Origin of the sequence: Streptomyces sp. NPDC048288 (assembly GCF_043201555.1) — a bacterium.
GTDB lineage: Bacteria > Actinomycetota > Actinomycetes > Streptomycetales > Streptomycetaceae > Streptomyces.
Map to the genome: position 1 here is coordinate 415,081 of NZ_JBICZD010000007.1, position 13,626 is coordinate 428,706.

General features: G+C 69.2%; 12 protein-coding genes. 10 read left to right on the forward strand and 2 right to left on the reverse strand.

The features are described 5' to 3' along the window. Positions 1-79 precede the first annotated feature (79 nt). The 4 genes from ACGFZS_RS26775 to ACGFZS_RS26790 are packed head-to-tail and all read left to right on the forward strand — an operon-like array spanning position 80 to position 3,670. Positions 80-1,012: an ABC transporter permease gene (locus tag ACGFZS_RS26775; RefSeq protein WP_393797260.1), complete on the forward strand. Its 933-nt coding sequence runs from the start codon at positions 80-82 to the stop codon at positions 1,010-1,012. Beyond that, a complete protein-coding gene (locus ACGFZS_RS26780; RefSeq protein WP_393659915.1) occupies positions 1,009-1,860 on the forward strand; it encodes an ABC transporter permease in 852 nt (283 codons plus the stop codon). Before ACGFZS_RS26775 ends, ACGFZS_RS26780 begins: the two co-directional genes overlap by 4 nt. Beyond that, positions 1,857-2,855, forward strand: a complete 999-nt coding sequence (locus ACGFZS_RS26785) for an ABC transporter ATP-binding protein (protein WP_393659917.1) — start codon at positions 1,857-1,859, stop codon at positions 2,853-2,855. Before ACGFZS_RS26780 ends, ACGFZS_RS26785 begins: the two co-directional genes overlap by 4 nt. Then, on the forward strand, positions 2,852-3,670 hold the full coding sequence (locus ACGFZS_RS26790; protein ID WP_393797261.1) for an ATP-binding cassette domain-containing protein: 819 nt from the start codon (positions 2,852-2,854) through the stop codon (positions 3,668-3,670). The genes ACGFZS_RS26785 and ACGFZS_RS26790 overlap by 4 nt, the downstream gene beginning before the upstream one ends. A 38-nt stretch (positions 3,671-3,708) precedes the next feature. Here the strand turns inward: ACGFZS_RS26790 and ACGFZS_RS26795 are convergent, their stop codons facing one another. Further along, entirely contained in the window at positions 3,709-4,317 is a 609-nt protein-coding gene (locus tag ACGFZS_RS26795) for a TetR/AcrR family transcriptional regulator (RefSeq protein WP_393797262.1), read from the reverse strand. A gap of 103 nt (positions 4,318-4,420) precedes the next feature. On the opposite strand from ACGFZS_RS26795, the gene ACGFZS_RS26800 reads away from it, so the two are divergent. From ACGFZS_RS26800 to ACGFZS_RS26820, 5 genes are all read left to right on the forward strand, one after another. After that, the gene (locus ACGFZS_RS26800; protein ID WP_393797263.1) at positions 4,421-4,891 is read left to right on the forward strand and encodes a hypothetical protein; all 471 of its coding nucleotides are present in this window, start codon (positions 4,421-4,423) and stop codon (positions 4,889-4,891) included. Between the two features lie 14 nt (positions 4,892-4,905). Continuing rightward, the gene (locus tag ACGFZS_RS26805; protein ID WP_393797264.1) at positions 4,906-6,345 is read left to right on the forward strand and encodes an amidase; all 1,440 of its coding nucleotides are present in this window, start codon (positions 4,906-4,908) and stop codon (positions 6,343-6,345) included. A gap of 191 nt (positions 6,346-6,536) precedes the next feature. Then, positions 6,537-8,204, forward strand: coding sequence for a CocE/NonD family hydrolase (locus tag ACGFZS_RS26810; protein WP_393659928.1), 1,668 nt, complete (start codon positions 6,537-6,539; stop codon positions 8,202-8,204). A 98-nt stretch (positions 8,205-8,302) separates the two neighbouring features. Next, positions 8,303-9,913 (forward strand): class I adenylate-forming enzyme family protein, encoded by a 1,611-nt coding sequence (locus tag ACGFZS_RS26815; protein ID WP_393797265.1) that lies wholly within the window; start codon positions 8,303-8,305, stop codon positions 9,911-9,913. Positions 9,914-9,937: 24 nt separating this feature from the next. Then, positions 9,938-11,617 (forward strand): amidohydrolase, encoded by a 1,680-nt coding sequence (locus ACGFZS_RS26820; protein WP_393797266.1) that lies wholly within the window; start codon positions 9,938-9,940, stop codon positions 11,615-11,617. A 329-nt stretch (positions 11,618-11,946) separates the two neighbouring features. Here the strand turns inward: ACGFZS_RS26820 and ACGFZS_RS26825 are convergent, their stop codons facing one another. Then, positions 11,947-12,714 (reverse strand): SDR family NAD(P)-dependent oxidoreductase, encoded by a 768-nt coding sequence (locus ACGFZS_RS26825; protein ID WP_393659935.1) that lies wholly within the window; start codon positions 12,712-12,714, stop codon positions 11,947-11,949. Between the two features lie 103 nt (positions 12,715-12,817). Between ACGFZS_RS26825 and ACGFZS_RS26830 the strand changes: the two genes are divergently transcribed. Further along, positions 12,818-13,390 (forward strand): TetR/AcrR family transcriptional regulator, encoded by a 573-nt coding sequence (locus ACGFZS_RS26830; protein ID WP_393659937.1) that lies wholly within the window; start codon positions 12,818-12,820, stop codon positions 13,388-13,390. Positions 13,391-13,626: the final 236 nt, after the last annotated feature.

Sequence of the window (13,626 nt, forward strand, 5' to 3'; positions counted from 1 at the left end):
CAAGAACATGACATCCACCTCAGTAACCAGCGACACCAGGCGCTGGGTCCCTCCCTGGCCCCGCCTGCCCGTGCTGCGCGTGATCGCGCGCAGTCTGCTCGGCGCGGCGGCGACCGTGCTGGCCGCGTCGTTCCTCGTCTACGCGGCGCTCTCGCTCACTCCGGGCGACCCCGTCGACCAGCTCGTCGGCCAGCGGGCCACCATGGCCCAGCGTGCGGCGGCCCGCGCCGAGCTCGGGCTCGACGACCCGCTGCCCGTGCGGTACGTCCACTGGGTGACCGACGCAGTCCAGGGCGACCTCGGCCGGTCGATCACCTACCGCCAGGACGTGACCGGGCTCATCGAGCCCCGGATCACGACCACCCTGACCCTGGTCGTGCTGGCCGCCGTCATCATCGTGGTCCTCGGCGTCGCCCTGGGCGCGTTCGGCGGCCTGAGCGACCGGTGGCGGCCCCTCGTCAGCGCGCTCATCGGCGTGGGGCTCTCCGTCCCCGCGTTCGTGTCGGCCAGCATCCTCATCGGCGTCTTCGCCGTGAAGCTCGGCTGGTTCCCGACCTTCGGAGCCGGCGACGGATTCGCCGACCGGCTGCACCACCTCCTGCTTCCGGCCATCGCCCTCTCCCTCGGCTGGACGGCCTACGTGGCCCAGATGACCACGGCCGCCGTGCGTGAACAGGCCGGGAAGGACCACGTGGCCACCGCCGTCGGCCGCGGTCTCGGCGGCGGGCTCGTCTTCCGGCGGCACATCCTGCGCAACGCCGCCCTCCCGGTCCTGACCGCCTCCGGACTCACGGTGGCCGGACTGGTCGCCGGGTCGGTCATCGTCGAGACCGCGTTCTCCGTCGACGGCATCGGGTCGCTGCTGATGAAGAGCGTGACCAACAAGGACTACCCGGTCGTCATGGCGATCTCGATGCTGATCGTCGTCATCTTCGTGGTGGTCACGACCCTGCTCGACCTGGCCCAGACGGTTCTCGACCCGCGCACCCGCACCGCAGGAGGCCGCAAGTGACCGCGCTCGCCGTCCCGGTCGGCCGCCTCGGCGGCTCCGTCCGCCGGGCCGACCCGATCCTCCTCGCGGCCGGTACCGTCTGCTCGCTCCTGGTCCTGCTGGCCGTCTTCGGCCCGCTGCTCTCGCCCTACCCGCCCAGTCAGGCGGACCTTCTCGCCGCGAGCCAGGGCCCGAGCGCCGACCATCTGTTCGGCACCGACTCCCTGGGCCGCGACATCCTCTCCCGCATCCTGCACGGTGCCCGCCTCAGCTTCATGGGCCCCGGCCTGATCGTCCTCCTGAGCCTCACCCTGGGCACCGGCCTCGGGATCCTCGCCGCCTGGCGGGGCGGCATCGTCGACTCGCTCCTGTCCAAGGTCTTCAACGTCGTCTTCGCACTGCCGGGAATCCTCGTGGCGATCGTCGCGGGCGCCGTCTTCGGCGGCGGGTTCTGGGCGCCGGTGCTCGGGCTGTCCCTCGTCTACACGCCGTACGTCGCCCGCGTGGTGCGCAGCGCGGCGGTGACCGAGCGGAACATGGCCTACGTCGAGGCCTGCGAGCTCGCCGCCATGTCGGCCTGGCGTATCTGCACCCACCACATCCTGCGCAACCTCCTCCCGATCGTGCTGGCCCAGGCCACCATCAGCTTCGGCTCCGCGCTCATGGACTTCGGCGCCGCCTCCTACCTGGGCGTCGGTATCCAGCCGCCACAGGCCGAGTGGGGCCTGATGGTCAGCGAGGGGCAGGCGGACCTGCTCGACGGGGCCATGGCCCAGAGCCTGTCGGCCGGCCTGATGATCCTGATCTCGGTGGTGGCGTTCAACACCCTGGGCGAACGCCTCGGATCACGCGCTGGAGGACGGCGATGACAAGCACCCTCCTGGACATCGAGCACCTCCGCATCGACCTGCCCGGCCGAGCCCGGAACGACGGCCGACGGCGCGTCATCCACGACGTCAGCCTGAGCGTGGCGCCCGGCGCCTCGGTCGGCCTGGTCGGGGAGTCGGGGTCGGGCAAGTCCATGACCACGAAGTCCGTGATGGGCCTGCTGCCGAAGGGCGCCAAGGTCTCCGGCGCGGTCCGGTTCCGCGGTGAGGACGTCTCGACCTACGACCGCCGGCGATGGGCCGCCTATCGCGGTCACGACGTCTCGATGATCCACCAGGATCCCCGGTCCTACACCAACCCCCTCGTCAGGATGGGCGACTTCCTCGTCGAGTCGGTCGTCGCCGGCAGGCGGATGACCCGCGACGAGGCCCGCGAGAAGGCGTGCGCGTTGCTGCGCGAGGTGGGCATCCCCGACGCGCCCCGCCGCATGGAGCAGTACCCGCACGAACTCTCCGGCGGGCTGCTCCAGCGCATGATGATCGTGATGGCGCTGATGTCCGACCCGTCGCTGATCCTGGCGGACGAGCCGACCACCGCGCTCGACCCGACCGTCCAGGCCGAGGTGGTGGCCATCCTCGCCGAGCAGATCCGCGAACGCTCCCTCGGCCTGCTCTTCATCACCCACGACCTGGACCTCGCGGCGGCCATCAACGACTCCCTGGCCGTGATGTACGCCGGGGTGATCGTAGAGAAGGGCCCCTCCTCGGCCCTGTCCACCCGCCCCCGCCACCCCTACACCGCCGGCCTGCTGCGCTCACGCCCCCGCCTGGACTCGGTGGAGGAGCTCCGGCCGATCCCCGGGCGCCCGCTGTCGGCCTTCGAGGCCGGGGAGGGCTGTGTGTTCGCGTCGCGCTGCGAGTTCGCGACGGACCGCTGCCGTCAGGAACGGCCGGTGCTGAGCACGACCGGCGCACTGAGCGTCGCCTGCCACCGCGTCGACGAACTGGCCGACGTCCTGGTGAAGGAGTCCGTATGACCGACAACATCCTTGAGGTCCGCGGACTGCGGAAGACCTTCGTCACCCGCGACGCGGCGGGCCGCGGCGAGCATGTCGCCGTCGACGACGTGTCCTTCGACGTGCCGCGCGGCTCGTGCCTCGCGATCGTGGGGGAGTCGGGGTCGGGCAAGACCACGACCGCCCGGATCGTCGCCGGCCTGGAGACCGCCGACACCGGCACGGTGGTCCTGGACGGCGAGACGACGGTCGTACGACGCCGGGGGCGGGCGGCGCGACCGGTCCAGATGGTGTTCCAGGACCCGTTCGGCTCCCTCGACCCGCGCCAGCGGGTGGGCGCGGCGATCGATGAACTCCTGCGCATCCACCACCAGTTGGGCAAGGCCGAGCGGCGCGCGCGGGTGCTGGAACTCCTCGGGCAGGTCGGGCTGGACGAGCGGCACGCGGGGGAGTTCCCCGGGAACCTCTCCGGGGGGCAGCGTCAGCGGGTCGCGATCGCCAGGGCCCTGTCGATGGAGCCGAAGCTGCTGATTCTGGACGAGGCTGTGTCGGCGCTCGACGTCAGCGTGCAGGCGCAGGTGCTCAATCTGCTCATCGACATCCGCAGGCAGACCGGGATCACCTACCTCTTCATCTCGCACGACCTCGCGGTCGTCCGGCAGATCAGTGACCACTGCGCGGTCATGCGGAACGGCCGCCTGGTGGAGGAGGGGGGGACGGCCGAGGTGCTGGGCAGTCCGCGCGAGGAGTACACCCGGACACTGATCGACGCGGTGCCGAGGCCGGGATGGGTCCCCGGCCGACGTACCGGCGAACTGACCCCGTCCTGGGAGTGACCGTGCCGCACCTCCCGGGACGGGGCCGTTGCCTCCGATTACCGTGCGGCGACGTCCGGTTCACTGGCCGGGTGGAGCAGGCCCAGGCCGCGCAGCCCGCGTTCGAGGACCCACTCGACGCGGTCCTGCGGCCACAGGTCCGGGTGCTCGACCGCCGACAGGGTGACGCCGTTGGTGAGTGCCCGCAGATAGCCGACCGACGGTTCGAGTTCGTCGTCCGAGACGAGGCCCTGGAGCCGTTCGCGCAGCAGGGAGCGCATGCGCTCCTCCATGGCGTCGAAGAAATGAGTGACCGAGTCGTGTTCGCCGCGATGGGGGACGAGCGCGATTCGGCCGGCCTCGGCGGTGACGTCGTCCGCCTCGGTCGGAGCCATCCAGCGGAGCAGGTTGAACAGCCGGTCGTAGCCGACCTCCCCGTGGTCGACTTCCTCCATCTGGGCCTCGTACGAACTGATCAGTTCGTCGGTGACCGCCACGAAGAGCTCGTCGCGGTTGGCGAAAAAGTGGGTCACGAGAGTGATGGAGCCGCCGAGTTCCTTGGCGAGGCTCTTCAGCGTCAGCGCCTGCGTTCCGCCTGTGGCAAGAATGCGGATGGCCGCGTTGGCGATCTCCAGGCGGCGTGCGTGGTGGTCGATCGGGCGAGGCACCCAGGCTCCCGGTCTTCGAGGTTTTCCGTGTCCGGACGAAACGCGGCTCTTTTAGTGTAACGAGCTTTATGCAGAAGGTGCTGTACAGGGAAGGAGATGGTGAGTGGATACGTCGGTTTCGCGGGCCCGGGTGCTTTCGGCGCCCTGGTCAGAAGTGCCTTCGCTCGCCGGAGGTGAGTTCGTCGGGAGCTGGTTCACGGCCTCGCCCGAACGCAACGAGGCCTTCGATGAGGTGACGTACGTGCTCGACAACAAGCACGTACTGGACGGCGGGCACTTTCCCGAAGGGCTGATGGAGGGCTTCTACCTCCTGGCCCTCCTCGACCACCTCGTCAACGAGGTGGTGTACGTCGAGGACCCGAAATGGAGCGGCTGGAACTACGGCCTCGACCGGGTGCGCTTCGTCTCCCCACTGACCACCGGGGACCGCTTCCGGGTGCGTGGAACCCTCCGTGAGGTGACACCGCGTCGGGACGGACATCTCGTACTCCTCGACTGTGCCTACGAGGTCGAGGGCCGTGACAAGCCGGCGATGGTCGCCGAGTGGCGCGTCCTGTGGACGCTTGAGAACTGAGGAACGAGACGGATATGAGCAACGAAGACATCGTCTGGATGTCCGGCCATGAGATGGCCGCCGCCATCCGCGGCAAGGAACTGTCCCCCACGGAGGCGGTCACCGCGGTCCTCGACCAGCAGGAGAAGGTGGAGCCGCACATCAACGCCTTCGTCACCCTCACCGGCGAACAGGCGCTGGAGCAGGCGAAGGCGGCGGAGGAGCGGATCGCGCGCGGCGAGGACGTCGGACCGCTGCACGGTGTCCCGATCACGGTCAAGGACCTCACCGCCACGGCCGGAGTGCGCACCACCTTCGGCGGCTCCGCCTTCCGCGACCACGTCCCGGAGCACGACGACATCGCCTGGGCGCGGCTCAAGGGCGCGGGCGCCATCCTGATCGGCAAGACCACGACCCCGCTCTTCGGCATGCTCGGCATCACGGACTCGGACCTGACCGGCAGGACCTCGACGCCGTGGGCCGCCCCCACCCACACCTCCGGCGGTTCGAGCGGCGGCGCGGCGGCCTCCGTCGCCTGCGGGGTCGCGCCCTTCGCCTGGGGTTCGGACGGCGGCGGCTCCATCCGGGTGCCGGCCGCGTGCTGTGGTGTCGTGGGGTTCAAGGCCACGCCGAACCTGATCCCCGGCGGCGAGTCGCCCTTCGAGACCTCCGCGGTCGTCGGCCCGCTCACCCGCAACGTCCGTGACGCGGCACTGCTCCTCGACGTCACCGCCGGACCGCATCCGACGCTGCCGCTCAGCGCCCCGCTGCCCGCCGAGAGCTTCGAGTCGGCCACGCTCGACGCCTCGGTGGCGGGCCTGCGCATCGCCTTCTCGCCCGACTTCGGCAGTGCCGAGATCGACCGGGAGGTCCTCGCCGTCGTCGAGGCCGCCGTGCGAGTCCTGGAGAGCGCCGGCGGCGCGCGGGTCGAACAGGTGGAGATGAGCGTCCCCGACCCGATCGAGTACTTCCACAACGTCTACGCCCCCGGCGTGGCGATGGCCATGGAGATGCCGACCCCGGCCGGCCGCCTCGGTGACCTGCCCCTGCATCCGGCCGTGCTGCGCATGGCCGAGAAGGGGCAGGGGATGTCGGCGATCGAGTACCACATGGTCCAGCAGATGACCCGGGGCGAGATCCTGCGCTCCTTCCTCACCGTCCTCGGCGAGTACGACCTGCTCGTCACCCCGACCATGCCGGTCACGGCGTTCCCGCACCCCGGTGAGGAGGCGGGCAACACCCACGTCAACGGCAAGCCGGTGGGCGATCCCATGCTCGACTTCCACCGGATGACCGAGTCACCGACCCACGCGATGCTGCCGGCGATCAGCGTCAACTGCGGCTTTACCAAGGAGGGGCTGCCCGTCGGCCTCCAGATCATCGGCCGGCTGCGCGAGGACTCCGCCGTGCTGGCCGCGGCAGCCGCCTTCGAGGGCCTCACCGACTGGTCGTCGCGGCGGCCACCGATCGCCTGACGGCTTGCCCCGGCGGCCGGCCGGGCGTGCCGGCGGCCCGTTGTCCGCCGGCACGCCCTGGATTTATAGTCATCGCTATATAGCGAATGCTTCATACGATGTCGTGGCAGGTCACTCCAGCCGAGCCGACTCGTGATCACCGCCCTCTCCTCTGAGCTCCCTTCCCGAGACCGAAAGGCAGTCGGCTCCTCATGGACATCCTGCGCGCCGAACCAGGCCCTCTTCCGGCACAAGCCCGTCAGGCCGGCGTCCCCACGCGTGACGGCGTCGAGCTGGCGACCGACGTCTACCTCCCGGCGGACGGCGGCCCGGCACCCGCGGTCCTGGTCCGGCTGCCGTACGACAAGAACGGCATCTACTGCTTCATGCCGGAGATCGCGGCCCACATCGTCGAACGCGGCTACGCGGCGGTCATTCAGGACGTGCGCGGCAAGTTCCGCTCCGGGGGCGCCACCGAGTTCGGTGTCCACGAGGTCGACGACGGCTACGACACCCTCGACTGGGTGTCCCGGCAGGAATGGTGCGACGGGTCGGTCGTCATGTGGGGCGACTCCTACTTCGGCCTGACCCAGCTCGCCGCGGCCGCCTCCGGTCACCCGGCACTGCGCGCCATCGCCCCGCGGCTCACCGGCACACAGCTCAGCCGCGCCCTGCCCGGAAGCGGCGACGCCCGGTCGGTGGACACGGTGTGGCGCCGCGAGTACTTCGCCCTCCACTACGTCACCCAGGACACCTACCTGTGGGAGGTCGACTGGTCGAAGCGCCCGCTCGCGGACCAGTTCGAGGAGTTCTTCAGCGAGATCGGACAGCGCTCCGCCAGCTACGACCAGGACCTGACGGAGCCCTCCTCGCTCCAGGCGCTCAGCGTCGAACAGCTCGTCGACGCCCGCCCCGTACCGACCCTGTTCACCGTCGGCTGGTACGACAACTGCGCGCCCTGGTCCTGGCACGACATCGAGCGGCTCCTCGCGAACCCGGGCTGGTCGGAACAGCTGTACCTGCGGCTCGAAGCCATCGACCACGAGAACTTCACCCTCACCGACGCGCCGGTCACCCCGGAGAACAACCACGCGGAGTCGGCTGAAGCGCGCGCCCGCATGATCGCCCGCATCCTTGACCCGGCCCTCGCCTTCTTCGACCACGAACTCGGTCGCGCACAGGGAGAGCAGCCGGCCCGGGTCACCTACGAGACCTGCCGGGCGGGTTGGGGTACGGCGGAGCAGTGGCCGCCCGCGTCGAGCCGCGGGCTCGTCCTGCACGCGGCCGCCGGCGACGACGAGCGGCACGCCCGCCTCTCGGCGGAGTCGGAGGAGGGCCCCGGTGACGGCCACGCCCTGCGCTGGACCTCGGACGGCACGGACCTGGTGCCGTCGATCGCGAAGGACCCGTTCGCCATGGTGTACGGGAAGCGTGACCTGGCCCCGGACACCGAGCGCGCCGATGTCGCCTCCGTCGACAGCGAGCCCTTCGCCGCCGGCCTCACCCTCGCCGGACCGGTCGACCTGTACGGCAGCCTCCGCGCCGACCAGCCCAGCGCCGACCTGCACGTACGGCTCCTCGACATCGCCCCGGACGGTACCGGATCGCTGATCGCGCGCGGGAACGTCCGCCTGTACGGCGCCGAGGCCGGCGTGCCCTTCCAGGTGAGCCTCCTGCACGCCGCCTACCGGGTGGCGCCGGGACACCGGCTCAGGCTCCACCTCGCGAGCAGCGACCACCCCGACTTCATGTTCAACCCGGGGGACGGATCGGACGCCTGGGACGTCCTGAAGGTCCCGGCATCCACCACGACTCTCGCCCTCGGCGGCCCCGACGGTCTGCGCATCTCCCTGACCGTGCTGCCGGACCAGGCCGGCTGAGCCGAGGACGGCCGTGGGCGGTGGTCCGCCGCCGCCCGCTCGAATTCCCGCTTCCCGCTTGTATCTCTGCGTTTCCACGACGACGTAAGTGAGTCCTGATGACCGACCGACTGCGGATCGACCTCGCCCCCCACCATCGCGGCTTCCTCGGTCTGACCATTCCCGAAGCGCTGGACCTCGCGGCCGACCGCTGGGGCGCCCAGCTCGCGATCAGGATGGTCGAGGGCGAGCCCGGCGAGCACACCTGGTCCGAACTGCGTGAACTCATCGCCCGGGTGCGCTCCGGACTGGAGGCGGCCGGTGTGGCGCCGGGCGACAAGATCGGCATCATGCTCGGCAACCAGATCGAGTTCCCCCTCAGTTGGCTGGCCGTCATCGAGGCGGGCGCGGTGGCGGTGCCGCTCAACCCCAAGTACACCGCGCGCGAGGTCGACTTCGTGCTCGGCGACGCCGGGGCGCGGTGGCTGATCGCCGGTTCCCGGTCGATCGGGCGGCTCCGCGAGGACGGCGCGGTGGGGCCGGTACCCACGCACCGGATCGTGGCCGTCGGCGACGACACCCAGGGCGCCGGGCTGGTCTTCGCCGACCTGCTGACGTCGGAGATCACTCCGCGGACCCACAAGGCCGACCCCTTGGACGTGGTCAACATCCAGTTCACCTCCGGTACCACCGGACTCCCGAAGGGCTGCCTGCTCACCCACGAGTACTGGGTCGAGTTCGGTGTCTACTCCAGCGCCCTCTTCGACGACCCGCAGCGGCTGCTGGCCGACCACCCCTTCTACTACATGCAGAACCAGGCCTACTTCATGATCGCCATGGCGGGCGGGGGCGCGCTCTGTGTCACCGCCGGTCTGAGCCGCCGTAAATTCATGGGCTGGCTTGTCGACCACCGGATCGACTTCGCCTGGCTCGACGACTTCCTGCTCGACGAGCCCGAGCGGGCCACCGACAGTCAACTCGCCATCAGGAAGTCGCCGATGTCGGAGGTGGCCGGCAGCGCCCACGCGGCCCTCGAAGCCCGCTTCGGCCTCCAGGCCCGCGACTGGTACGCGAGCACGGAGGCCGGTAACGGCACCTTCGTCCCCTGGGAGCGCACCGATCTGGTGGGCAGGTCGACGATCGGCCTGCTGTGGCCCACCCGGGAGGCGAAGATCATCGACGCCGACGGCAACGAGGTGGCACCCGGCGCCGCCGGTGAACTCTGCCTGCGCGGCAGCGGGATGATGCTGGGCTACCACAACCGCCCCGAAGCCAACGCCGAACTCCTCCTTCCCGGCGGCTGGTACCGCACGGGCGACCTGGTCCGCCGGGACTCCGAAGGGCTGTACTACTTCGAGGGCCGGATCAAGGACATGGTCAAGCGCAGCGGGGAGAACATCTCCTGCGCCGAGGTCGAGATGCGCCTCCTGGAGATGGCGGAGGTCGCCGAGGCGGGGGTGATACCGGTGCCCGATCCCGACCGGGGCGAGGAGGTCAAGGCCATCCTCGTCCTCAAGGAGGGGACGACCTTGCCGGCCGAGGCGGTCGCGGAGTGGTGCCGTCAGGAACTCGCCGCGTTCAAGGTGCCGCGCTATGTGGAGTTCCGGGCGGAACTGCCGCACACCTCCAGCGGAAAGGTGGCCAAGTCGGTGCTCCGAGCCGAGACCGAGCCCTTCGCCGGGGATGTGGTCGACCTGCGGGCCCCGGCGCGTGACAGGGCCGATCGCTGACCGTCCGCTACCCAGGAGACGCGCATGGATGCAGTACTCAGGAATGCCTTGATCTACACGTCGAATGAAGCGCAGCCCTGGGCCGACACGCTCGTCGTGCGGGGCGACCGGATCAAGTTCGTCGGGAAGGAGGACGAATGGGACCGAAGCGACGCGCTCGGTGAGATCGACATGGGCGGCAGGATGATCCTGCCAGGACTGATCGACTCCCACACGCATCCGGCGAGGGTCGCCATGAGCCAGTGGCACATACGCCTGCCCTGGACGCACGACGTGAACGAACTTCTCCGGTTCATCCGGGAGTTCGGTGAGAAGCACCCGGTCCGGGAGATGCCTTTCATCTATTTCGAGTACTACCCGAGTACGCTTTTCGGAGCGGGGCAGCCGACGAAGGAGCTGCTCGACGGCGCCATTTCCGACCGGCCGGTTCTCTGCCAGGACCACAGCGAGCACTCGCACTGGGTCAACTCGAAGATGCTCGAACTGATGGAGATCACTGCGGCGACTCCCGACCCCGTTGCCGGCCTTGAGATGTTCGTCCGCGATGAATCCGGCGAACCCACTGGGCTCGTGTTCGAGAACGCTCACGCGCATTTCCTGGAGAAGATGTACGAGAAGCTCGGGTGGCAGCCACCGGAGGAGATCACCGCCGAGAGCGTCCGGCCGGTCCTTCGTTTCCTGTCCGAGCACGGTGTGACATCACTGTTCGAGGCCCTGGTGGAGGACGAAGAGATCCTGAGGGCCCTCTCCCAGCTCGAAGCGAGCGGCGAGCTGCATTTCTACTACGAGGGTGCACCTCGATTTCGAACCCTCGAAGACCTGCCATCGGCAATAGCGAGGGCGACGGAGTACCAGAGAAGATACGGAAGCAGGAGGATTCGAATCGGAACCCTCAAGCTGTTTCTCGACGGCACGAACGAGAACGGAAACAGCGCGCTCCTCGACCCCTGCGTCAACGATCCCTCGGGCCTGAACCACGGCGAGATCCAGATGGACGCGGACGAGCTGACCGCGTGTCTCCTCATGTGCAACGCGTCCGGACTCGACCTGCATATCCACATGGTCGGGGATCGGGCGTTCCGTACAGCCTGCGACGCTGTCGAGGCGGCGCGGGCACAGACGTCCGACGCGAACGAGGAATGGCGGACACAGGTCACCTTCGCGCACTGCGAGCTCGTCGACCCGGAGGACATGAGGCGCCCGGCGGAACTGAACGTCATCGTCAACTGGACACCCCACTGGTCCGGTGGCTACTTCGGTGAGGAGTCGAAGACCTATCTGGGGGAGAGCCGCTGGAATCGCATGTATGAATTCAACTCAATCGCGGAACACGGTGCCCTCCTGACGTTCGCAAGCGACGTCGTGACCGATTACGAGCTGCACCGGGCAAACCCGTTCTTCGGCATGCAGGTGGCCAACTCCAGAGTCGATCCGGAGTTCCCACTCGATACCGGAAGGTATCCCGGCAGCGTTCGGCCGAGGCAGGCATCGAACCTCTCGCTCGAACGCATGATCAAGGGCTACACCATAAATGGGGCGCGACAGCTCAGAATCGACGACCGGGTGGGCTCGCTGGAACCCGGAAAGATCGCGAACTTCGTTGTGATACCTGAGAGTATATTCACTCTCGAACCCGACAGTATGAGGTCTCTTGTGCCCGTTGCCGTGGTTTTCGAGGGGGAGTTGATTTCAGGTTCCCTGTGATTCCGCAGAGGCATTTCCGGCCCGCATCCTCAAGGCAGGGGCGCGCCACCCCCAAGGTGCCGCGCCATGCGGAATTCCGGGACGCGCTGCCGAACACCTCCATGCGGATCCTCTTCGCCGGCGGGCACACCGGCATCCCCCGGCCGGGGACGGCTGGTGCCGCCATGACCAGCCGTGTTCGTGAGGCCAAGAGGCTGCCGCGGCGGCCCCGGGTGGAGATCGGTCGCACGGGCCACTGAGCGGGACGGGCGGCGCCCCTCGGCCGCGCGCTTTCGGCAGGCGGCACCGCCGAGGGGCGGATGTCCTCCGGTCGGAGCGGAGGCCGCGGGTCAGCGGGGTCCGTGCCCCGCACCGCCGTCGATGAAGAAGGGGTGCCCGGTGAGGTAGCCAGAGGCGTCGCTGGCCAGGAACAGAACGATCGGGCCGAGGTCCTTCAGCGGGTCGCCGACGTAGTGGACGGGGATCTGGGCCTCCATCGCGGCCTGCGCCCCGGGCGTGCTGTCGAGGTAGGACTTCAGCGACGCGGTGAGGATCGCGGGGTAGATCACGTTGACGGTGATGCCGTACTTGCCCCAGTCCGTGGCCGCGGCATAGGTCAGGGAGGAGATGGCGCCCTTGGCCATCGCGTAGTGCCCGAAGTTCTCGACACCGCCGCGGGAGGCCCCGGAGGAGGTGTTGATGATCCGGCCCCAGCCCTGCGCCTTCATGTACGGGAAGACGGCCTGCATGAACCGCCAGGAGGCCAGCGGCCCGGACTGGAAGGACTGGGTGACGAGTTCGTCGGTCAGCTCCTCCCAGGGCACCGGAGTGAGGCCGGTCTGGGCGTTGTTGACGAGGATGTCGATGCGGCCGAACTGCTCGGCGGTCTGCGCGACGACGTTGTCGATGTCCTCCTTCTTCGTCACGTCGCACACCAGCGCCAGGCTCTTGCTGCCGGCCTCGGCGACCTCGTCCTGGAGTGACCGCATCTCATCGTCGAGGACGATGTCGGAGACGACGACCGTGGCACCTGCCGATGCCAGCGTCAGCGCCTCGGCCCTGCCGATGCCGCGCCGGGCGCCGGTGATGATCGCGACTTTTCCTTCCAGCGGCTTCATAGCCCTGTCCTTCCTGTTCTTCCTGTTCGAGCCATGCGGGTCGCATGGCTCGACTATTTTAGTACCCGGTCACATAATAGAGGTCATGAGACCTGGACGACCCGTGACCGTCGACCGTTCAGCAGTGCGCGAGCATGCGCTGCGACTGTTCGAGGAGCGCGGCTTCGAGCAGACGACGATCGACGCCATCACGAAGGCGGCGGGCATCAGCCGGCAGACGCTGTTCCGGCTGTTCCCGTCGAAGACGGATCTGGTCTGGGACGAGTTGGACGCGAATCTTCTTGCCGCGTTCGAGGCGGCCGAGCAGGATCCGGAGCCCAGGACCCTGCGGGAGATCGTCCGGCAGGTGTTCCGGACGCCGGCCGAGTTGGCGGACCCGGCGTCGGTGGAGTCCGCGCGCCGCAGGCTCCGGCTGGTGGGAACCTCGCCGTCACTGCTGCGCCATCGCACGCACGAGACGCTTCAGGAACGGATGACGGTCGCGGTCGGGCGGGCGACGGACCTGACGGCGCCCGCCGAGCTGGTGGCGCGTGCGCTCGTCGCGCTCGGGCTCGCCGCGATGGTGTGGTGGGCGGACCATGACACCGCCGAGAGCGCGGGGGAGACCCTCGACCTCGCACTCCTGTCGCTGGCCAAAGCCGCGCCCGCTGAGCCGGGCACTCCGTCCCGCGACTGACGCGACCCGCGCGACCGCGGAGGGAACCGGCGCGCTCCGAGCCGGTCGCCTGCCGGCCGTCCTCCGTGGGTAGCCGGGAAAGTGCGGGTCCTCGACGGACAGGGCGGCGTCCGGGAGTCCGGCTCCCGGCACGCTTCAAAGGGGTGCGCAGGAACCACGCGACCGGCCACGACGGTGCGGCGGCCGAACGACCGCATGGCACGGCAACTCCAGGCCGAGCGCCTGGTGCGGTGTGT

Excerpts from the sequence above, each read along its gene's own strand:
- ACGFZS_RS26785 (WP_393659917.1), top strand. The coding sequence starts at position 1,857 with ATGACAAGCACCCTCCTGGACATCGAGCACCTCCGCATCGACCTGCCC.
- ACGFZS_RS26790 (WP_393797261.1), top strand. The coding sequence starts at position 2,852 with ATGACCGACAACATCCTTGAGGTCCGCGGACTGCGGAAGACCTTCGTC.
- ACGFZS_RS26805 (WP_393797264.1), top strand. The coding sequence starts at position 4,906 with ATGAGCAACGAAGACATCGTCTGGATGTCCGGCCATGAGATGGCCGCC.
- ACGFZS_RS26810 (WP_393659928.1), top strand. The coding sequence starts at position 6,537 with ATGGACATCCTGCGCGCCGAACCAGGCCCTCTTCCGGCACAAGCCCGT.
- ACGFZS_RS26815 (WP_393797265.1), top strand. The coding sequence starts at position 8,303 with ATGACCGACCGACTGCGGATCGACCTCGCCCCCCACCATCGCGGCTTC.
- ACGFZS_RS26820 (WP_393797266.1), top strand. The coding sequence starts at position 9,938 with ATGGATGCAGTACTCAGGAATGCCTTGATCTACACGTCGAATGAAGCG.
- ACGFZS_RS26825 (WP_393659935.1), bottom strand. The coding sequence starts at position 12,714 with ATGAAGCCGCTGGAAGGAAAAGTCGCGATCATCACCGGCGCCCGGCGC.